Source organism: Microbacterium sp. LMI13-1-1.1, assembly GCF_040815625.1.
In the GTDB taxonomy this organism is placed as follows: Bacteria; Actinomycetota; Actinomycetes; order Actinomycetales; family Microbacteriaceae; genus Microbacterium; species Microbacterium forte.
The window spans coordinates 49,884-69,759 of sequence record NZ_JBFPNL010000007.1 but is presented as its reverse complement, the minus strand read 5'-3'; the positions used below and the strand labels follow the sequence as shown (position 1 = coordinate 69,759).

The 19,876-nt window shown below is 67.6% G+C and carries 21 protein-coding genes; 6 read left to right on the top strand and 15 right to left on the bottom strand.

Annotation, left to right across the window (positions count from 1 at the left end; translation table 11 throughout):
• Positions 1 to 38: 38 nt before the first annotated feature.
• The 4 genes from MRBLMI13_RS16630 to MRBLMI13_RS16615 form a co-directional block, all read right to left on the bottom strand.
• Positions 39 to 1,364: an MFS transporter gene (locus MRBLMI13_RS16630; RefSeq protein ID WP_367823985.1), complete on the bottom strand. Its 1,326-nt coding sequence runs from the start codon at positions 1,362 to 1,364 to the stop codon at positions 39 to 41.
• On the bottom strand, positions 1,361 to 2,269 hold the full coding sequence (locus tag MRBLMI13_RS16625; RefSeq protein WP_367823983.1) for a polysaccharide deacetylase family protein: 909 nt from the start codon (positions 2,267 to 2,269) through the stop codon (positions 1,361 to 1,363). The genes MRBLMI13_RS16630 and MRBLMI13_RS16625 overlap by 4 nt, the downstream gene beginning before the upstream one ends.
• Positions 2,266 to 3,405 (bottom strand): ROK family transcriptional regulator, encoded by a 1,140-nt coding sequence (locus MRBLMI13_RS16620; protein WP_367823981.1) that lies wholly within the window; start codon positions 3,403 to 3,405, stop codon positions 2,266 to 2,268. The genes MRBLMI13_RS16625 and MRBLMI13_RS16620 overlap by 4 nt, the downstream gene beginning before the upstream one ends.
• Before the next feature lie 77 nt (positions 3,406 to 3,482).
• Positions 3,483 to 4,916, bottom strand: coding sequence for a gamma-aminobutyraldehyde dehydrogenase (locus MRBLMI13_RS16615; RefSeq protein ID WP_367823979.1), 1,434 nt, complete (start codon positions 4,914 to 4,916; stop codon positions 3,483 to 3,485).
• A gap of 100 nt (positions 4,917 to 5,016) precedes the next feature.
• Between MRBLMI13_RS16615 and MRBLMI13_RS16610 the strand changes: the two genes are divergently transcribed.
• Genes MRBLMI13_RS16610 through MRBLMI13_RS16600 form a run of 3 tightly spaced genes read left to right on the top strand, consistent with a single transcriptional unit; the run spans position 5,017 to position 7,262 of the window.
• Positions 5,017 to 5,484 carry an Lrp/AsnC family transcriptional regulator gene (locus tag MRBLMI13_RS16610; protein WP_042541475.1) on the top strand — a complete coding sequence of 156 codons (468 nt, stop codon included), beginning with the start codon at positions 5,017 to 5,019 and terminating at the stop codon, positions 5,482 to 5,484.
• Positions 5,485 to 5,511: 27 nt separating this feature from the next.
• Positions 5,512 to 6,918, top strand: a complete 1,407-nt coding sequence (locus MRBLMI13_RS16605) for an NAD(P)/FAD-dependent oxidoreductase (RefSeq protein WP_367823977.1) — start codon at positions 5,512 to 5,514, stop codon at positions 6,916 to 6,918.
• Positions 6,915 to 7,262 carry a cupin domain-containing protein gene (locus tag MRBLMI13_RS16600; protein ID WP_367823975.1) on the top strand — a complete coding sequence of 116 codons (348 nt, stop codon included), beginning with the start codon at positions 6,915 to 6,917 and terminating at the stop codon, positions 7,260 to 7,262. Before MRBLMI13_RS16605 ends, MRBLMI13_RS16600 begins: the two co-directional genes overlap by 4 nt.
• 61 nt (positions 7,263 to 7,323) lie before the next feature.
• Here the strand turns inward: MRBLMI13_RS16600 and MRBLMI13_RS16595 are convergent, their stop codons facing one another.
• Both MRBLMI13_RS16595 and MRBLMI13_RS16590 read right to left on the bottom strand, forming a co-directional pair.
• A complete protein-coding gene (locus MRBLMI13_RS16595) occupies positions 7,324 to 8,310 on the bottom strand; it encodes an Abi family protein (protein WP_367823974.1) in 987 nt (328 codons plus the stop codon).
• Positions 8,311 to 8,451: 141 nt separating this feature from the next.
• The gene (locus MRBLMI13_RS16590) at positions 8,452 to 9,231 is read right to left on the bottom strand and encodes a CPBP family intramembrane glutamic endopeptidase (RefSeq protein WP_367823972.1); all 780 of its coding nucleotides are present in this window, start codon (positions 9,229 to 9,231) and stop codon (positions 8,452 to 8,454) included.
• A 116-nt stretch (positions 9,232 to 9,347) separates the two neighbouring features.
• Here MRBLMI13_RS16590 and MRBLMI13_RS16585 point away from each other — a divergent pair, with 116 nt between their 5' ends.
• Complete coding sequence (locus tag MRBLMI13_RS16585) at positions 9,348 to 9,482, top strand: hypothetical protein (RefSeq protein WP_367823970.1); 135 nt, start codon at positions 9,348 to 9,350, stop codon at positions 9,480 to 9,482.
• Positions 9,483 to 9,779: 297 nt separating this feature from the next.
• Here MRBLMI13_RS16585 and MRBLMI13_RS16580 read toward each other — a convergent pair whose 3' ends face one another.
• Positions 9,780 to 10,466 (bottom strand): hypothetical protein, encoded by a 687-nt coding sequence (locus MRBLMI13_RS16580; protein WP_367823968.1) that lies wholly within the window; start codon positions 10,464 to 10,466, stop codon positions 9,780 to 9,782.
• A 114-nt stretch (positions 10,467 to 10,580) separates the two neighbouring features.
• Positions 10,581 to 11,438: an alpha/beta hydrolase gene (locus MRBLMI13_RS16575; RefSeq protein WP_367823966.1), complete on the bottom strand. Its 858-nt coding sequence runs from the start codon at positions 11,436 to 11,438 to the stop codon at positions 10,581 to 10,583.
• A 35-nt stretch (positions 11,439 to 11,473) separates the two neighbouring features.
• Here MRBLMI13_RS16575 and MRBLMI13_RS16570 point away from each other — a divergent pair, with 35 nt between their 5' ends.
• Together MRBLMI13_RS16570 and MRBLMI13_RS16565 are read left to right on the top strand one after the other, a co-directional pair.
• Complete coding sequence (locus MRBLMI13_RS16570; RefSeq protein WP_367823964.1) at positions 11,474 to 12,022, top strand: AAA family ATPase; 549 nt, start codon at positions 11,474 to 11,476, stop codon at positions 12,020 to 12,022.
• A gap of 146 nt (positions 12,023 to 12,168) precedes the next feature.
• The gene (locus MRBLMI13_RS16565; RefSeq protein WP_367823962.1) at positions 12,169 to 13,218 is read left to right on the top strand and encodes a S66 family peptidase; all 1,050 of its coding nucleotides are present in this window, start codon (positions 12,169 to 12,171) and stop codon (positions 13,216 to 13,218) included.
• Positions 13,219 to 13,403: 185 nt separating this feature from the next.
• On the opposite strand, the gene MRBLMI13_RS16560 is transcribed toward MRBLMI13_RS16565, so the two are convergent.
• From MRBLMI13_RS16560 to MRBLMI13_RS16530, 7 genes are all read right to left on the bottom strand, one after another.
• The gene (locus MRBLMI13_RS16560) at positions 13,404 to 14,870 is read right to left on the bottom strand and encodes a carboxylesterase/lipase family protein (RefSeq protein WP_367823960.1); all 1,467 of its coding nucleotides are present in this window, start codon (positions 14,868 to 14,870) and stop codon (positions 13,404 to 13,406) included.
• A gap of 67 nt (positions 14,871 to 14,937) precedes the next feature.
• Positions 14,938 to 15,897, bottom strand: coding sequence for a DUF1214 domain-containing protein (locus MRBLMI13_RS16555; RefSeq protein WP_367823958.1), 960 nt, complete (start codon positions 15,895 to 15,897; stop codon positions 14,938 to 14,940).
• A 257-nt stretch (positions 15,898 to 16,154) separates the two neighbouring features.
• Positions 16,155 to 16,499 (bottom strand): type II toxin-antitoxin system PemK/MazF family toxin, encoded by a 345-nt coding sequence (locus tag MRBLMI13_RS16550; RefSeq protein ID WP_082508747.1) that lies wholly within the window; start codon positions 16,497 to 16,499, stop codon positions 16,155 to 16,157.
• On the bottom strand, positions 16,496 to 16,741 hold the full coding sequence (locus tag MRBLMI13_RS16545; RefSeq protein ID WP_367823955.1) for a CopG family transcriptional regulator: 246 nt from the start codon (positions 16,739 to 16,741) through the stop codon (positions 16,496 to 16,498). The genes MRBLMI13_RS16550 and MRBLMI13_RS16545 overlap by 4 nt, the downstream gene beginning before the upstream one ends.
• A gap of 77 nt (positions 16,742 to 16,818) precedes the next feature.
• Positions 16,819 to 17,820 (bottom strand): DNA-methyltransferase, encoded by a 1,002-nt coding sequence (locus MRBLMI13_RS16540; protein WP_367823953.1) that lies wholly within the window; start codon positions 17,818 to 17,820, stop codon positions 16,819 to 16,821.
• Positions 17,817 to 18,866, bottom strand: a complete 1,050-nt coding sequence (locus tag MRBLMI13_RS16535; RefSeq protein ID WP_079113580.1) for a lipoate--protein ligase family protein — start codon at positions 18,864 to 18,866, stop codon at positions 17,817 to 17,819. The genes MRBLMI13_RS16540 and MRBLMI13_RS16535 overlap by 4 nt, the downstream gene beginning before the upstream one ends.
• A gap of 49 nt (positions 18,867 to 18,915) precedes the next feature.
• The gene (locus tag MRBLMI13_RS16530; RefSeq protein ID WP_367823951.1) at positions 18,916 to 19,653 is read right to left on the bottom strand and encodes a DUF1684 domain-containing protein; all 738 of its coding nucleotides are present in this window, start codon (positions 19,651 to 19,653) and stop codon (positions 18,916 to 18,918) included.
• Positions 19,654 to 19,876 lie beyond the last annotated feature (223 nt).

The following is a 19,876-nucleotide window of genomic DNA, read 5'->3' as shown; positions in this document are numbered from 1 at the left end:
AGGTCTCGGGTGCGGCCTCAGAGGTCTCGGGAGCGGCCTCAGAGGTCTCGGGTGCGGATCGGGTAGAGCCAGAAGCACAGCCACGCGAGAGCGGAGAAGACGAGCGGAACCACGGCGACCATCACGCGGATGCCGCCATCGACCGCCTCGGGCTGCGCATCGCCCAGCGACGCATCGAAGCCGGACGCCGTCAGCACGGCCGCTGCGACGACGGCCTGCAGCACGACCGAGCCGCGCACCACGAAGCCGTTCACGCCGAAGTAGGCGCCCTCTCGTCGATGACCGGTGCGGGTGGCGTCCTCGTCGATGATCTGTGCGAGCACGACCTCGAGCAGCTGCAGCAGGCCGCCGACACCGACACCCACCGCGACGCCGACCAGAGCCGCGGCCGGCACGGTCGACGGCAGCAGGTAGCCGAGCATGGCGATGCCGAACACCGCGACGCTCCACAGCAGCGCCGCGCGAGGTGAGGTGCGGCGCACGACCGCGCTCCACAGCACGATCGACGGGATGGCGGTCACGAAGATCGCACCCAGCAGCAGGCTGGCCTCGCCCTCGGCGGCGCCCAGCGAATACCTCACGTAGAACGGCAGAGCGGCGAGGATCACGGCGATCGATGTCTGGATGAACAGCGAGCCGAGCACGTAGGGGACGAACGCCCGATTCGCGAACGTGTACTTCAGCTGGTCGCGCCACCGCATAGCCTCGGATGCCGCCTCCGGCACCCGGCGCTCGATCATGCCGCCGAAGAACGACCACACCAGCAGCACGAGGCAGACGGTCGAGAGCACGATCGCCATGCCCGGCCAGCCGATCGACCCGTACAGTGCAGGGGCGCCCGCGGTGCCGAGCACCATTCCGAGGATCGCGAAGATCTGGCGCGGCACGTTGCCCCGCGCCCGCTCGTCGGTCGTGCGGAAGATCTCGGGGAACAGCGCCGAGATGTTCAGCACCACCACCACGAACGCGATGTCGTACACCGCCACGACGACGAGGAACCACACGATCAGCCCGGCGGTCGGCAGCTCCGGGGGCATCCACACCAGCGCGAAGGCGACCACGAGCGGCACGATGCCGAGACCGATCCACGGAATGCGGCGGCCCCACGGTGTGCGGATGCGGTCGGACAGCGCGCCCACGACGGGGTTCAGCACCGCGTTCAGGATGCCGTGCGCGATCATCGCCGCGGCGACCCACCCCGGTGCGACGCCGAGGTGGGTGACGTAGAAGTAGACGACGAAGGCCGAGAACGTCTGCGCCATGAGCTGCGTGGGAAACCCGGATGCGCCGAACGCGAGCGCCTGCGCTCTGGTGGGAGCGCCGTCGAGCCGACGATCGCGCAGCCGCGTCGCCATCGAGGTCATGCGCGCCGGCTCCGCTGCAGATCGCGCAGGTCGCGCCAGCCGAGTCGCACGAGTCCTTCGTCGGCGAACGCCTGCAGCACAGCGGGGTCGGAGAGCAGGCGAAGCTCGTGTCCGCGCTTGGCGGCGGCGAAGTCGACGACGGCCCGCAGCTCGTCGTCGTCGACCATCGGATGCAGGTAGATCTCGGTCACCCCGGCCGGAACAGCCCGCAGCAGCGCGATGAAGCCGTCGCGGATCTGCTCATAGGATTCGCCGGGCACCTCTTCGAACGGGTGGCTCCACAGCCGATCGATGATCTCGACCCCGAGGGCGTCGGCTGCGGCCGATGCCTCCGCGAGCTTCGCCTGCAGCGCGGGGTCGTCGTCTGTGCCCTCCATGCTGCGCGGCAGCCGGAAAGGCAGTCCGTTGCGGGCGGCGAGCTCGAAGACCGGACCGAGGAAGTCCCGCCCGGTGAGCAGACCGTAGACCGATCCCATGTGGTTGTCGAGGTGGGTCACGTCGACCCCGGCATCCAGCGCCGCCTGCAGCTGCGCGGCGATCTCGGCGGCGACGTCATCGACCGTCGCGAGCTCTTCGATCGCGAGGACGTCAGTGGGAAAGTACCCCGCTTCGTCGACGAGAGTCGTGCCGGTGCCCGTGAGCGGTCGCCAGCGGTAGTCGGTCCACTCGCTCGTGAGCACGAGGTGCACACCGACGTCGAGGTCGGTGCGCGAGGCTGCGAATGCCATCGCCTCGGGCGCCCAGGCGCACGGCACCATCAGGGTCGTCGAGTCGACATGGCCTGCGTCCAGCAGCTGGGTGATCGCCGTGTTGGCCGCGTGGCACATGCCGAAGTCGTCCGCATTGATGATCACGGCCCTGGCTCCGGGTGCGAGGCCGAGGCGATCCGCGAGGTCCGAGGTCATCTTCGGCTCCTGTCCGAGGCGGGGAGCAGCCGGGCGAAGACCGATGCCCGAAGCGCGGATGCCGCCTCGCCGACCGCGCCGACCAGGGGCGCTTCCGGACCGAACGACGAGACCACGAGTGTGAGCGGCAGTTGCGGTGCGAGTTCTTCCGCGAACTCGGCTGCTGCACGGGCGAGCGCCGGGTGCGCGGCCGTGCCGCTGAGCAGGAACGCCTCCGGGTCGAGCACGAGCGCGATGCTGCCGGCGATCAGGGTGAGCCTGCGCCCCATCTCGGCGGTCATGGCGAGCGCGGCCGCATCGCCGGCCCACGCCGCGTCGAGGTGCTGGTCGATCGTCTCGTCGGGGTCACGTCCGTGGGCGAGTGCGAGATCGCGCACGACGGCGTCGCCGAGCACCGGAGCGCCGATCGGCAGCGGGCTCTGCGGCAGATACATGACCTCGCCGGCGACACCCGAGAATCCACGGTGCAGGGACCCGTCGATGACGATCCCGGCTCCGAGACCGTCGTCGAGGAGCAGCAGCGCGAAGCTGCTGAGCTCTGCGCCGGTGCCCTCCGAGAGCTCGGCGAGAGCCGCGAGGTTGACATCGTTCTCGACGCGCACCGGGCATCCGAGCCGTGCGGCCAGCCCGTTCTTGAACGCGCCGCCGTCGGGACCCTGGTCGTCGCGGATGCCTCCGTCGGCGGTGACGATGCCGGGGATGCCGACGACAGCGAGCAGCAGCGGCCCGTTCACCGTGCGACGACACGCGTCGACCAGCGAGGCGATGTGCTGCACCCGGTCGCCGCGCGGCGGGAATGCGGCGTGAGTCTCTGCTCGCACTGCCCCGGCGGGGTCGACCAGGGCGACATGAGCGGCGTGGGCGTCGACGTGCACGGCTGCGGCGAACCCGAGCTGCGGATGCAGTGCGACGCGCCCCGCTGCGGGTCCGCGCGTGTCACGATCGACCCCGGCCGCGGCCACCGCCGACGATGCCTCGAGCATTCGCAGCACCTGCGTCACCGCCGTGCGCGACAGACCTGTCTCGGCGACGAGTTCCGCACGTGTGAGTGGGCCCCGGCGCGCGAGCGTCTCGAGGATCGCGCGGCCGTTGAGCGTTCGAAGCAGGGTCTGAGGCCCCGCGAGTGGTCGTGCCAAGATGATCCCCCCGGATTCGACGTGCGCCCAGCTTGACACATCGCGTCATACGTGTCGAGGAATCAGAACCCCGATCCTCAGTCGAGCGCCGACATCACGTGCTTGATGCGCGTGTAGTCGTCGAAGCCGTACTGCGAGAGGTCCTTGCCGTAGCCCGAGTGCTTGAACCCGCCGTGCGGCATGTCGGAGACGAACGGGATGTGCGTGTTGATCCACACGCACCCGAAGTCGAGATCCCGCGAGAAGCGCATCGCTCTGGCGTGGTCGGTGGTCCACACTGATGACGCGAGCGCGTAGGGCACGTCGTTCGCCATCTCGAGCGCGCGCTCCTCGGTGTCGAACGACTGCACGGTCAGCACCGGGCCGAAGATCTCGCCCTGCACCGCCTCGTCGTCCTGGTGCAGGCCCGAGACGATGGTCGCCTCGAAGAAGTAGCCCGTCTCGCCCTGACGCGTGCCGCCGGTCTCGATCTTCGCGTGCGCGGGCAGACGGTCGACGAAGCCCTGCACCTGAGCGAGCTGGGCCGCGCTGCTGAGCGGGCCATAGAGCACACCCTCCTCGTGGGGGCCGCCCGTACGAGCATCCGTCTTCGCCTTCTCGACCAGCGCCGCCACGAACTCGTCGTGCACCGACGAGTGCACGAGCACGCGGGTCGCGGCCGTGCAGTCCTGCCCGGCGTTGAAGAATGCTCCGGCGACGATGCCGGACGCCGCCTTGTCGAGGTTCGCATCGGGGAACACGATCGCGGGCGCCTTGCCGCCGAGCTCGAGGTGCACCCGCTTGACGTCGTTCGCCGCCGAGCGCGCGACGGCCATGCCCGCACGCACGGAGCCGGTGATCGCGACCATCTGCGGGGTCGGGTGCTCGACGAGCGCCACCCCTGTGTCGCGGTCGCCGAGCACGACGTTGAGCGTGCCGGCCGGTGTGTGCAGCGCCACGATCTCGGCGAGCAGCAGCGTGGTCAGCGGCGTGGACTCTGCGGGCTTCAGCACGACGGTGTTGCCTGCGGCGAGCGCGGGGGCGATCTTCCACACCGCCATGTTGAGCGGGTAGTTCCAGGGGGTCACCTGACCGATCACGCCGATCGGCTCGCGGCGCACGAACGAGGTGTGTCCGGCGAGGTACTCCCCCGCCGCCCGCCCCTCGAGGCTGCGGGCGGCACCGGCGAAGAACCGCAGCTGGTCGATCGACTGCAGGATCTCGTCGGTCACGAGGCTGGCCCGGGGCTTGCCGGTGTCCTTCGACTCGAGGTCGGCGAACTCCTCGGCCCGCGCCTGCATCTCGTCGGCGATGCGGAACAGCGCGAGCTGGCGGTCGGCCGGGGTCGTGTCGCGCCAGAGCGGGAAGGCAGCGGATGCCGCGGCGTACGCCGCATCGACGTCAGAGGTGTCCGAGACCGGCAGCTCGCCATACGTCTCCTCGGTGACGGGATCGATGAGCGGCATCCGCCCCTGCCCGTTCACGGGAACGTACTGCCCGCCGATGAAGTTCTGAAGGAGTTCTGTGGCCATGGTCGCCATGCTAGCGATCCGACTGCGAATACAGAAGAGCCTGCTGGCCTGAACGATGGAATCAGTTGCCAGAAGGCGGCGGTGCTGTCAATATCGACACATGAGCGCCACAGCGAAGCAGCCCGTGCTGGATGACATCTCGAAGCGGATCGTCGAGCTGCTGCAAGAGGACGGGCGACGGCCCTACGCCGAGATCGGCCGAGAGGTGGGGCTCAGCGAGGCGGCGGCGCGCCAGCGCGTGCAGCGGATGACCGAGGCAGGCATCATCCAGATCGTCGCGGTGACCGACCCGATGCAGCTCGGCTTCAACCGCATGTCGATGATCGGCATCCGGGTGACGGGCGACCCCCGACTCATCGCCGAGGAGCTGACGAAGATCACCGAGCTCGCCTACGTCGTCGTGACGCTGGGCACCTTCGACATCCTCGTCGAGGCCGTGTGCGAGAGCGACAGCCACCTGCTCGACCTGATCGCCACCCGCATCCGCACGATCCCCGGCATCACCCACACCGAAAGTCTGCTCTACGCCGGTCTCTACAAAGACCTCTACAACTGGGGCACGCGCTGAGGCGCGGCTCCGAGAACGGGACTGATCATGGGAACCACGGTCTTCGAACGTCGCCGCCCCGCGGATGCCGTGATCGACGCCTCGCTGCGCGACACGGCTCTCAGCGTGTTCTGGCTCGACGACGTCGAGCGTGTCTCGCACCCCGCACTGGCCGGGAGCATCACGGCCGACCTCGCGATCGTCGGCGGCGGCTACGCCGGACTCTGGACCGCCGTGCGCGCCAAGGAGCGCGACCCGCAGCGACGTGTCGTGCTGCTCGAGGCATCGCGCATCGCGTGGGCGGCATCCGGCCGCAACGGCGGGTTCTGCGAGGCGAGCCTCACGCACGGGCATGAGAACGGCGTCACCCGCTGGCCCGACGAGATCGATCGCCTCGAAGAGCTCGGCCTCGAGAACCTCGACGGCATCGAGGGAACCGTGAAGCGCTACGGCATGGATGTCGACTTCGAGCGCACCGGCCAGCTGGCCGTGGCCGTCGAGCCGCACCAGGTGGAGTGGCTGCGCGAGGAGGAAGGCTTCCTCGACCGCGACGCCGTGCAGGCCGAGGTGCACTCCGACACTTTCCTCGCCGGAGCGTGGGAACGCGACGCGTGCGCGCTCGTGCATCCCGCGAAGCTCGGTCTCGAACTGGCCCGTGTCGCGATCGAGCTCGGGGTCGAGATCTACGAGCACTCGCTCGTGCGCGAGGTGATCGGCGACGGGTCGAGCGCGATCACGCTCGTGACCCGCGACGGCGGACGGGTGCGAGCGGATGCCGTGGCACTCGCCACCAACGTCTTCCCCTCGCTGCTCAAGCGCAACCGCCTGATGACCGTTCCCGTCTACGACTACGTGCTGATGACCGAGCCGCTGACCGACGAGCAGCTCGCCTCGGTCGGATGGTCGAACCGTCAGGGCCTGGCCGACAGCGCCAACCAGTTCCACTACTACCGGCTCACGGCCGACAACCGCATCCTGTTCGGCGGATACGACGCGGTCTACCACTTCGGCGGCAAGGTGCGTCCCGAATACGAGGACCGTGCCGAGAGCCACCGCAGGCTCGCCTCGCACTTCTTCACGACGTTCCCGCAGCTCGAGGGGCTGCGCTTCACTCACCGCTGGGCGGGGGCGATCGACTCATCGAGCCGGTTCTGCGCGTTCTTCGGCACCGCCCGCAAGGGTCGGGTCGCGTATGCGACCGGCTTCACCGGCCTCGGCGTCGGCGCGGCGCGCTTCGCCGCCGACGTCATGCTCGACAAGCTCTCGGGTGAGTCGACCGAGCGCACCGAGCTCGCGATGGTGCGCGAGAAGCCGATCCCCTTCCCGCCAGAGCCCGTCGCCTCGATCGGCGTCAACCTCGTCCGCGCGGCGATGAACCAGGCCGACCACAACGAGGGCAAGCGCAACCTGTTCCTCAAGACACTCGACGCGGTCGGCATGGGATTCGACTCGTGAGCGAGCTCGCACCGGGAACCGGGGTGGATGCCGCGGCGCTGCCGCTCGCGCACTCGCCGTTGCCGGCGGACGAGGTTCTCATCGGCCGGCCGACCTCCGCCACGCACCCGCTGGCCACCGTCGGCGAGGTCGAGGTCGGCATCTGGGAGATGACACCGGGCACGGCATCCGACACCGAGGCCGACGAGGTCTTCGTCGTGCTCGCAGGTCACGCCCGCATCGAGTTCGTCGAACCGCCGCTGCCCGCGATCGAGGTCGACCCCGGGTCGGTCGTGCGCTTGTCCGAGGGCCAGCGCACCGTGTGGACGGTCACCGAGACGCTTCGCAAGATCTACATCGCCTGAGGCGTGGGGTCTCGATGGTGCTCGGATCTATCGCCGCTAAATCGCGGTGGGTCATCTCGGCTCACTCGTGCCAGAGTGCGAGCGCGCTCCAGTCAGAGGGAGCACCGAGAGACTCAACCGTGAGCCCGTCCGACGTCGGGAAGTCTCTAAGCAGAGTCGCGACACGCGACACCCAGCCGGTGTCCGGATCGATAGACGGCAGAAGATAGGCGATCACAGCCAACGCGCTGTAGGTGCCGTAGACCTGTTTGGCATGCTCCGACGCGCGCAGGTGGTCGAGTAGAGGGATCTGGCCAATCTTCGGCCTCGACGGCGCATTCTGGAGCTTGCGATTGAAAAGCCGTGCATGGTGGGCCGCGACATTCCGGACGTAGTTGAGGCTGGCGAGCCAGCTGGCCATCAACTTCTTCGTCGGGACCCCAAATGCGATCGCGAGATCTTCCGCGTCGACCTGATTCATACCGCGGTAAAGGACCGAGAGGTGACCGAGCTCGAGGATCTCCGTGAGCGCCCATATGGGCATCCTGTCGTCGTATTTCTCTCGGAAGTGCTCGACGAACTTCTCATCGGAGCTTGCTTGGCGTGCGCTGACGCGTTGCAGCCACTGCACGTGCTTGCTCGGCTTCGGGCAGCGGATGTCAGTGCCATTTGCGGTGAACGTCTCGATGAATCGAGTCGGGTCCTCATACGCATAGGCGGACGCCCTTCCCAGCACGTACCCGATGCGCATGCGCACGGCCACCTCTATTCGCTCGACCCCGTCTAGGACGAGCAGCCGGAGCCGGCGATCGAAGTCGATGATCTCTTCGGCATGGTCAAGCCTCGTGCCCGGCTGAAAGCCGCTGAGCACCCGCACGTGGGTACGATCCTCGTCGTCGACGTACCCCTCCGATTTCCGAAACGGGTACAGGTAGCCGGTGAGACGGTAGTAGCCGATCGCTCCCAGGACCTTCGCGGCTCGATCGTCGTCCGGCACCTGCAGGCCGTGCTCCCTCAGCCGCTCGACCTGACCTTCCAAAGGCAACCACTCTTTGGCGTACTCGACCATGCATCCCCCAAAAGAAAATCAGCCCGCGCCTTTCGGCAACGGGCTGATCATGATGCATTCACTCTAACTCAGAAACGGTTGCCGAGCCAGTATTCAACGTCTCCGCCCGGTCCTCTTGACGAGCCTCCGCGTCTCTCTCCTTCAGGTTCGCACGGGCGCTTTCACCGTCGCAGTAGTGACCGGCCTCTCATCTGTGCCCTTGATCACCCAGTAGACGACGGCGACGGCGAGGATGCCGATGACTGGCCCGAAGAAAGTCGCCCAGGCACTGCCAAGCGGGGCGAACCCGACAGAGAACACCGAGACGTCCCAGAGACCGTGCAGCGCCATGGCCCAGATGAGGGAACCCGTGACTCGCCGCACGATGTAGAAGCAGGTGCCGGACATCGCGGCGAGCACGACCTGGCCGAGGGTGGGGGCGAGCGGGGCACCGAGGGCGGCATTGATGATGTGCATCCCGCCGAAGAGAAGAGAGGTGAACAGCCACACCCACACTTCCGAGAGACGTGAGCGAAGGGCCGTCAGCAGGAGCCCTCGTGACATCAGTTCTTCACAGAATCCGACGGCGAGCCCGAGGGCGAGCAGCGACAGAAGGAACGACGCGTCGAACTTCGACCAGTCGGTGTTGAACAGGTTCACCACCGCGACGACGAGCATGAGCGCGGGCACGAAGATCGGCCACTTGTGATGCGACCGCTTGCGCTCGAACAGCGCAGGCCTCCACCACCCCAGAATCCAGGTGGTGATGGCGAGCAGCACCGCGCCGACCGCGAGGTCGAGCACCGCTCCGCGCCACGTGAACTCGGCGGACTTGCCGATCTCGGTGTACGCCACCCCGCTCAGTTTCGACACGACGAAGATGACCGCGACGTAGCCGACGTAGATCGCCAGGCCGATCCAGACCCGAGGGGTGACGCGCATAAGGTGGGACCTTTTTCTGTCGGCGAGCAAGTTCAGATAGCCAACATATCGGTCGGTCGGGGTGAAGATGGCGACGCCGGGGTGGCCATCCTCGCGCTCGCCACGATCACTTACAGGTGTTCCGCATCGAGGTCGATTGGGAGATGACGCCCGGAACGGCATCCGCCACCAAGGCAGACGAGGTCTTCGTGCAGTCGGGGCTGCGTCAGATCGATCTGCCCGGAGTGAACGGGCTAGCGGGCCCGTGGTGACGGCGGGTCTCGGGGTCGATCCAGTTGCCCGAGCCGGTCATCCGGTGCCATCGCTTGTGGAACGCGAGATCGGTGCCGTCGGCTTCGACGACAGCCGCACCGCACAGATCGCAGATACGCAGGATGACGATGTCACCGTCTGCAGTCATGACCGAGATTGACCCCGCCGGGAATACGACGCCCATCGTGTTCCTCCTCTCGTGCCCTCACCGACCGTCGAGGTCAGGCTTCCTGGTTCCTGTCAGGGTAGCCAAGCGCGCCCACCGCCGACACTGTCGGCATCTCCACCGGGCGCAGTCAGTCTTCCGGTGATGAGTCCCTGCCGCGGTCCGCATCGAGGACGATACCGAGTCGGTCGGCGACAGCACGAGCCTGCCTCTCAGCGTCATCTGCTGTGCGCTTGAGGCCCGGCAGGTCCTCCGGGCGGAAGTACCAGGTCGACCGGTCGCCCGGGGAGACATATCGTTCCTCGTCGGTGAGTTGAGCGTCGGTGAGAGCCTTCCGGAGGTCGGCCTCGGCACGGTCCCGCTCGTCGAGAACCCGCGACGCGAGCTCGATATCCCGGACGGGCAGGTCAGCCGGGGCCCCGGCCACCACGAGGGGATGGATCAGCACCGAGGGCAAGGGCTTCAGGATGGACGCGACCGGTCGCCCGCGCGAGGCGATGACTGCGGTCGCCAGCGCGCCCAGGACGAACAGCACTGGGCCGACGATGACCGCGTCTCGATACGGCAGCCCGAGCGATGCGGTCACCGCGACGGCCACGGCCGCGAGCAGAAGACCGCCGGCGATCGGGACGAGACACCCGATAGCATCTCTCCTGCTGCGGGCGGCGCGCGCTCGCCGGTGGCTGTCGATGATCGCCGAGGCGTCGGTGTCGCTGTCCGGAGGCACGAGGTGCAGCTGGTCCGGGCGCGTGCGGATCGCCGCGGCGTCGACGGCCGGCAGGCGGAAGCATTCCGGGCGGTCTGAGGAGATCGGCACCGAACCATCCTCTCGCGCCGGGGCCCCGTAGCGGCTCGTCGCGGAAGCAACGCGGTCGACGGCGAACCTCACTCCCATCTGCTGTTCCCGCCTATAACGACCGACAGCCGCCGGCTATCTCGAATCTGGCGTGGCATCTCGCCAGATCCAGCGGAGTGCGTCCGGCAGCAGGACGCCGCCGTGGTTCGGGCTGTGGCCGCCGTCTCCGAGCACCAATCGGAAGTCGTAGCCCGCTTTGGCCAGAGCGGCGGCGACTTCGAGGTTCTCGGCGAGCCAATTCATCTCCGGCTGGTTCCAGCCGTCGTCACGGTGCGCCGCCTGCATGAAGATCTTCAGTGGCCTGCGGGGTTCGGACGGCAGGAGCCGCGGGTACGGGTTTCCGCCTGGCATCTGCGAGAAGCTCGACAGGTACGCGATCACGCGCCTGAAGGCGTCTGGCCGTTCCCAGGCCGCGGTGAAAGCCGCGTTTCCTCCTGAGCTTCCCCCACAGATCCCCCGCATTCGGGGATCGGTCGAGACAGGGAATCGGGCGGTGACGACCGGTAGGACTTCGGTGAGCAGGAACGTCGCGTAGCGGCCGTCGAAGGCGTCATACTCCGCGTTTCGATTCTTCGGGTTGTCCGCGTCGGGGAAGACACCCGGATCGACGAACACACTCACAGTGACCGGCATCTCGCCGCGGTGAATGAGGTTGTCGAGCACGATGCTTCCGCGAACGTCACCGTCGGGATCCAGGTACCACCAGCCGTCGTTGAACACCATCAGCCCCGCCTCGTTCTCCGCGTCATAAGCTGCGGGCACGTGGATCCAGCACTGACGGGTGGTGCCGGGATAGACGACGCTGTCGTCGATCGTGAACTCGATGATCTCGCCCGGCATGACGCCGGCCTGGCGCTCCGAGTCCGGGCCGAACAGGTACGTCACGTCATCGAGCTCGACGGGCAGTTCGCGGTACGGGATCTCGGTGGCCATCCACGACACCATAGCGACTGCGGCATACTCGGGGAATGGTTGAAGTCCGGGACATCGCGGAGCCCGAGTGCATCATCGTGACCGGCATGCCCGGCGCCGGTAAGTCCACCGTCACCGAGATCATCGCGAAGAGCCTTCCCCGAGCAGCGCGCCTCAGCGGAGACGAAGTATCCGCCATGGTTCGCTCCGGACGCGTATGGGCTCTCGGCAGTCCCCGTGATGAAGCCGAGCGACAAATCGAACTGATGCTTCGCAATGTGGCCGCTTTGGCGAACAACATGACGGCGGCGCATTTCACCACAGTTCTCGACGTCGTGCTCGAGTCGCGTGCTGAGCTCGCAACTCTGACGGACGCACTCACATGCACGTGGGATCTCGTCGTCCTCGCACCGGGCGCCGAGGTATGTCGCGATCGCAACGCGACGCGCAACATCGGCGATCGATGGGACTTCACCGGCTACGACCGGCTCGACGTGAAGATGCGCGAGAGCTTCAGCGACAACAGCCACTGGATCGACACCTCGAACCTCACCGCGGAAGAGTCCGCCGCCTACGTCCTCCGACGGGTCCGCGCCGCGAGCTGAGGGCTGCCGAAGACGATCGCTTGCGGCTGGGCCATGCCGCGAATGCAGAACAGGACGTCACAAATGCTCGCCGGAACGGGCTCTCGGCAGGGAGTTCGGACCGCCCGGAACCCACTATCGGCTCGGGCTTCTGGTCTAATCAGGGGATGGTGGCAAAGTCGTTCAGAGCTGGCCCGAAGGCTCAGCCAGGTGATCGGGTCGCAGTGATATCGCCGGCATTCGCCGCTCCAGCGATCTCGCCCGCCCTGCACGAGCAGGCGATGCGCCGGCTGACCGAGGCGACAGGACTCATCCCGGTCGAATACCCAACTACCCGGCAACTTGGCGCAAGTGCGGAGGCCCGTGCCGCCGACGTCACCGAAGCTTTCGCAGACCCGAGCATCCGCGCCGTGCTGGCCACGATCGGCGGCGACGATCAGGTGACCGTCATTCCGCATATCGACGCCCGATTGCTAGCGGCGAATCCGAAGCCGTTCCTGGGCTACAGCGACAACACGAACCTGCACAATCTGCTCTGGAACCTCGGTGTGCCGAGCTTCTACGGCGGGTCTACCCAGGTGCACCTTGGGCCCGGCCCTCATCTCGATGACATCCACGTGCGGTCGCTGCGGGCTGCCCTGCTCGACGGCGGGACTCTCGAGCTCACCGATCCAGGCGAGTCCGAGGATTTCGGGTGGCCGTGGGAAGACCCACGATCTCTGTTGCATTTCGGTGCGCGTGAGGCCACCGAGCCATGGACGTGGGCCGGACCAGAGAAGGCCGTGTCTGGTCGCAGCTGGGGCGGTTGCATCGAGGTCATCGACCAGATTGTTCTTGCCGGTCGAGCGCCCGATGTCTCTGACTTCGACGGGGCGATTCTTCTGCTGGAGACCGGCGGGGAGGGGCCGTCAGCGACCGAGGTCAAGCGTTGGGTACGCGCCCTGGGCGAGCGCGGAGTCCTCGGCGTTGTTGCCGGTGTGCTTGTTGCTAGACCTCCGGTTAGCAAGCTGCACTCACCCGTCCCCTCGGCGCCGGAGCGAACACGCCTGCGCGAGGCGCAACGGGACACCATCATCGAGCAGATCGTTAGATACAACCCCGACGCGGTGATCTGCCTTGGGGTGCCGTTCGGGCACACCCGTCCGCAGTGGATCGTCCCACATGGCGGCACCATTGCGCTCGACGGAGCACGTCGAATTGTGACTGCGGACTACTGAGCAATCCGGTCATAAACGATCGTTTGCGGCGCGATCGGCGACATGTACTTCCAGGCGCACGACTCGTCGTCAAACGTCCCCCCACCCGCTGCTGAAACGCAATCCGCCGAAACTCCGGCATCAGCGTTTTCGGTAGGGCACCGGTGGCTGATCCGCATCTGGCGCCACCTCCTCGGACGCTCAGGTCAGAGCAGCGCCCGCACCGACGCGTACGCATCGGCGACATCGCGCGTCTGCCGGTCGTAGACCCGCACGGTTCCGGCATCCCCCTCGTGCGTTTCCCACCCTGGATCGCCGGCGGTGATGAACGTGACGGCGGCGCCGTGCACTTCATCCGCCAGCGGCTGTGGGGGGTTCGACCCCGCAAGCTGCTCCATCGACGGGCCATCGAGGCAGTCGAAGAAGAACGGCACATCGAGGCAGTGCTCGGCGAACCCGAAGCGCCCCGAGGGCCACGCGAACCGGTACACCCAGGTCGGCGCCTCGCCGCGGTCGGCCGCGACGCGCAGCACGCCGACCCGGAACATCCGGTCGGTGAGGACGCGGCCGGCGAGGCGCGGCTTTCCGAGTCGCACGATGTCGGCGTTCGCCGCGAGATACTCGGCACGGATGTTCTTCGGCAGCCCGAGGCGGTTGAGCAGCACGGTGCGCGGAACCCATCGCAGCGCTTTCGCGGCGGCACCGCCGAACACCATCGTGAACTCGTCATCGGTGGCGCCGAGCACGAGCGGCTTGTCAGCACCGACGCCGGCACGCAGGGATTCTCGTGTCGTCCTCACGATCAGATCACCGTCGACGACGGGGCCCAGCGGCAGTCCTTCCTCTATCATCGTCGTCATCGACGACGGACCGAGCTGGGTCGCCTTCTTCTGCAGCGCGAGCAGACGGTCCTCGCTCACCGTCGACAGACCGGCCACGGTCGGGGCCACTCCCGCTGAGGCAGCGAGCGCCCGCCCGAGTTTCTCGGCCCGGGACGCCGATACGTCTCCGAGAGCCCCAGAGATCGCATAGACGCCACGGAACAGGCGCTGCGCCTGCTCCATCCCGAGCAACGTCAGCACCGCGCCGCCGCCGGCTGACTGCCCGGCGATCGTCACGCGGTCCGGGTCTCCTCCGAAGGCGGCGATGTTCCGCTGCACCCATTCGAGCGCGAGCAGCCAATCGCGCACGCCGCGGTTCGACGGAGCATCCTCGATCCAGCCGAAGCCGTCGAAGCCGAGCCGGTATGAGATCGACACGGTGACGACGCCGTCGCGGTTGAAGTTGCGGCCGTCGTACCAGGGGCTCGCCGGCGAACCGGCGAAGTATCCGCCGCCATGGATCCAGACGAGCACGGGCAGCCCGGATGCCGTGGGGTCGGGCGTGAAGACGTTGACGTTCAGCGTCGAGTCGCCCTCGACGCTCGGCTCGGGGATCAAGGTCACACCGGGGTCACCGCGCTGCGCGGTCGCGCCGAACTCGAGTGCGTCGCGCACGCCCTCCCACGGCGCCTTCGGCACCGGTGCCTGGAATCGGAGTTCGCCGATCGGCGGCTCGGCGAACGGGATGCCGAGGAACGCGGCCGATCGCGGAGCCCCGCGCCCTCCCGTCGTCGGGCGCCAGCGCCCTCGAACCCGCCCCGCGGCGGTCTGCACCTCGACGTACTCGGTCATGACTCTCACCCTGTCACGACGAGACTCACTCGCACGCCGAGACTCACTCACACCGGACTCCGCGAAACTACGGCGTGCGCGGCAAGTCGGCGGTGATCAGCGGGACGGTCCAGCTGCCGTCGAAGTAGGCGGCCTTCGGACGGTAGAGACGCACCAGAAGGTTCCACCCCGGAGGCACAGGAATCGCATTCGGGGTGCGGGTGTCGGGATCGTCGACGAAACGGACCGTGACGGAACCGTCGGGCGCCTTCTCCGCGGTGATGCTGTTGATCGTGTAGCGACCGGCGGCGTTGGGCTCGAAGTATCCCTCGGCGTTGTAGACGGAGATCGACCAGAACGCATCGACCGGCGCATCCCTCATCGTCATGGTGTAGCTGCCTGGCGGGAGTGCAGTGTCGACCCCGACATAGACGGCCTCCGATTCGGGCAGCCCGCCCCATCCGGATGCCGTCCCGATCAGGTGCCGAACCGGGATGATCTCCTCGGCCGTGCCGAACATGCCGTGGTATCCGCCGACACCCTTCGCGAGCGTCAACAGGGCGCCGCGCGTCTCCTCGAGCGATTCGGCATCGTATTCGGCGAGGACGAATGGGGCCGACGAGCGCGCTTCGACGCTGATCCCCTTCTGCAGATCTCCCACGACAGCCAGATCGGCCTCGTCATCCGGGTCGGCGAGGATGCGAGCGGCGATCAGCACGTGAGGTGAGCCGAACTCCTCGGGTGTCAGCTCGAACGAACCGGCCGTGTGGAAGATCCGGTTGATCAGGTGGCTCTCGTTGACGATCATCGCGGACATGTAACGGTCTCCCGCCTCGGGAAGCGTCAGCGTCGCCCCCGCACTGATGTCCGCGATGGCGAAGCTGTACAGCGTGTCCCGGTTCAGGCGCACCACTGCCTGTTCGTCGATCGGGGCGGGCTCGGAATTGTGGCGGAACGTGTTCACCCCGCCCGCCGCAGCCTGCAGGGCGGCGAACATCCGCGCCGTCTCCGCCACGACGAAATTGTCGACATTCACGTGCTCGCCCATGGGAAGCCCTCCGCTCGGTGGTGACGCCCACGATAGCGATCACCTTCTCTCCGCAGCCATCTTCATCTCATGCGTGACCTCGAGTTGACTCGCCGCCGTGAGACGCCGCGCCGACCTCCTGGCGCGCTGCCATGCGCACACGAGCGATCACGGATCGCAATGACGCCTGTGCACACCTGCCGACACCCGCCCCGAGAGGCGACCATCCATCCGCAACCTGTCCCTCAGGGTCGGCGTGAACCGTGACGACGGGCGCCTCAGACTCCCAGGACGAGACGGATGCCGGTCCCGATCTGCGCCATCAGATATGGCGCGAGGTGGCCGGCCGGGTAGGTGTCGACGAACTCGCGTGTGACCGGACCGATCTGACTCACGTTCGCCACCGAGTCGCGATCGAGCCCTGACGCCGCGGCCGGCACCAGTACGTTGCCCGGAAACCCCTCGAGAGCGGTGTTCGAGGTCAGTGGCACGACGAGGACGGTATTGACGTTCGTGTCGAGCAGCCAGTCCTCTTGCACTACAACGGACGGACGCACTTTCGCCGGTTCCGAGCCTCGCGGAATCCCGAAGTCGACCCAGACGATGTCGCCTCTGCGGATCACCAGTCGGTGCTCTCGCGCAGCCGCTGTTCGTTGCCTCGCACGAACAACTCATCGTCGGCATCGGCATCGGCCTGAGCCAAGATCTGGTTCGCGATACGGGTCAGCTCCGAAGAGCCTTCCAACTCATCAGCCAGTCGTCGCCCGGCGAGCTGGAAGAACTCCGACCGGTTCATGCCGTGTCGCGCAGCCACGCGTTCGAAACGAGCGAAGTCGCCATCGGGCACGGAGATCGCCGTCTTCATGGGAAGAGTATAACCGGTCATACCGTGACAGTAGTCAGAGTTTCCGACATTCGCGGGTGCGTCGAAAGGGGCCCCGCCTACTCCCCGACGCGCGACACCACGGCGTGCGGCATCCGCTCGGTCATCACGCGCACCGCCTCGGGGTTGTCGTCGACGAGCACGGCGTCGCGCCCGAGGGCCGAGGCCACGGCTCCGGTCGTGCCGCTGCCGGCGAAGAGGTCGAGCACGCGGTCGCCGGGGCGGCTGGATGCCCGCACGATGCGCCGCAGGATTCCCTCGGGCTTCTGCGTCGGATACCCCGTCTTCTCGCGTCCGGTCGTCGGCACGATCGTGTGCCACCACACGTCGGTGGGCAGCTTGCCGCGTGCGGCCTTCTCGGGCGTCACGAGGCCGGGCGCCATGTAGGGCTCTCGATCGATGTCGTCGGCGTTGAACACGTACTCGCGCGGGTTCTTGACGTAGACGAGGATCGTGTCGTGCTTGGTCGGCCAGCGGCGGCGCGACTTCGCGCCGTAGTCGTAGGCCCAGATGAGCTCGTTGAGGAAGCAGTCGCGGCTGAATACCGCATCGAGCATGACCTTGGCGTAGTGCGCCTCGCGGTAGTCGAGGTGCAGATAGAGCGTGCCGTCGTCGGCGAGCAGCCGCCAGGCCTCCTCGAGCCGCGGCATCAGGAAAGCGCCGTAGTCGTCGAAGCGGTCGTCATAGGTGCGCAGCATCCCGCGCACCCGCTCGTACGCGTGGCCGTGGAACCCGTGCCGCACCTCGGCCCCGGGGCCCGCCGGCTCAGTAGTCAGCAGGATCGGGTCGGCTGCGGCATCCGACCCGCGGGATTCCGTGGCTGCGACGCCGTCGGCGCCCGTTTCGTGCTGAGTTGTGAACGTGCGACGGGCCGTGACGACCTGGCGCTCCTGCGTGCGTCCCGTGTTGAACGGCGGGTCGAGGTAGACGAGCGTGAAGGATGCCGACGGCAGGGTCGCCGTGACCGCGAGATTGTCGCCCTGGATGATCGAGACGTCACCGCGGACGACGGGGGCAGGCGTCGCCGGATCAGACGCAGGTGCAGCCGAGGAGTCGGTCACGGAACCCGATGCAGCCACGTGTCCGTGGCGAACTTCGACTCGACCAGCGCCTCGGCATCCGCATACTCGTCGGCACTGATCGCGCCGTCTTCCGCCGAGGTGAGCGAGCGGAACGTGTCCTTGAAGCGCTCGATGATCTCGGCCCGCGAGAGTCCGGTCTGGCTGCGCAGCGGATCCACCCGCTTCGCCGCCGAGGTGGTTCCCTTGTCGCTGAGCTTCTCGCGGCCGATGCGCAGCACCTCGGTCATCGTCTGGCCGTCGATGTCGTACGAGAGGGTCGCGTGGTGCAGCACTCCCCCGTTGGCGAGGCGCTTCTGCGCGGCTCCGCCGATCTTGCCCGAGGAGCTGGCGATGTCGTTGAGCGGCTGGTAGATCGCGTCGATGCCGAGCGAGCGCAGCGCCTGCAGCACCCAGTCGTCGAGAAAGGCGTAGGAGTCGGCGAAGGTCATGCCCTGCACGAGGGATGCCGGCACGTAGAGCGAGTAGGTGATGATCTGCCCCGCGGCCATGAGCATCGCGCCACCGCCCGAGATGCGGCGAACGACGTCGAAGCCGTGGCGAGCAGCACCTTCGGGGTCGACCTCGTTGCGGTACGACTGGAACGAGCCGATGACGACGGCCGACTGGTCCCACTCCCAGATGCGCAGCGTCGGACGACGGCGCCCCTCACCGACCCGAGAGGTGAGCACCTCGTCGAGCGCGAGGTTCATGCGCGGCGACACCGCCTTCTCGTGCACGATCTCCCAGTCGAAGTCGTTCCACCCCGGTGCCGTAACGAGTGCTCGACGCACGGCCGTGCCGACGGCTTCGGGAGTGAACCCGAGCAACTGCGCACCCTCGGGCAGCGCACCGCGCACCGCCGCGGCGATGGCCGTGGCATCCGTCTCGACCGGCAGTCCGGTGACCGCCCGGTCGATGTCGTCGAGTGCCGTGTCGGGTTCGAGGAAGAAGTCGCCGGCGAGCCGGAAGCGAGCGATCCTGCCGTCTTCGACCTCGAGGTCGACGACGACGAGCTTTCCTCCTGGAACCTTGAATTCACCGTGCACGATTACAGCTTAAGGCGAGGCCGTCGCTGGGGCGCAGTCCGCCGCGGATTCACCGCCCGAGCACGACAGCCCGCTCGCCCGCGCGGATCGGCGCCGAGAAACGATTGCCCGGCGGCGGCTGCGGGCACACGTATTGATCGGAGAAGGCGCACGGAGGCAGGTAGGCGCGGTTGAAGTCGATGACCACGGAGCCGTCGGATGCCGGCTCTTCGATCGGCAGGAAGCGGAAGCGATACGTCTCGGTGCCGTTGGTGCCGTCGGCGAAGACCGCGCTCAGGCCGCCCTGGGGCGTGCGGGTCGCGGCGAGCGCCACCGCGACGCCGTCGAGCGTGAACCGCAGCCGACCGGCGAGGTCGGACTCGTGCGAGCGACCGTCGACCGAGGTCACGGTGATCGTCTCGCCGGGCGTCGGCTCGAACACCGCGGCGATCCGCCATCCCTTCCGAGGCGGATACGCGTCGATCGCGCTGAACCGCTCCCGCTCCGGCCGCCTCGGGTTGAACACCCGCAGCGCCACCTCCCCCCGCCTGTCGAACACGCGCAGCTCGCGCCGTCCGAGCCGCAGCGTGTCACGGCCCCTCAGTGTGACGACCGACCCGGTGGTGCCGAGATCGCTGCCGCGGATCCCTCCGTCTCCCGTGAGCGCCCAGAGTCCGGGCACACCCTCGACGGCAGCGGGCTCGGTGATGAGCCAGTTCGTCGACTCGAGCGCGGCCGGGCCGTACTCGGCGCCGGCGTAGCGCTCTCGCGAGTCATGCCATGCACGCCATTCGTCTTCGAAACCCACCCCACACCTGCCTCTCGCCGCGAATCTATGCGGAGGGAAGGGCGATATGCCGAGGTGGCGTCACGTGGATTCACCAGCTGTAACGCACGTTCATCGGGCGTAACACTCGGACGCGCGAAAAGGCGCCCGACCCCGGTCGTTGAGCGAGGACGGCGAAGCCGACCGAGACGAAACGCAGTGAGCCGATTGCGCGCACTCGCCACGTTTCGTCTCGCTGCTTCGC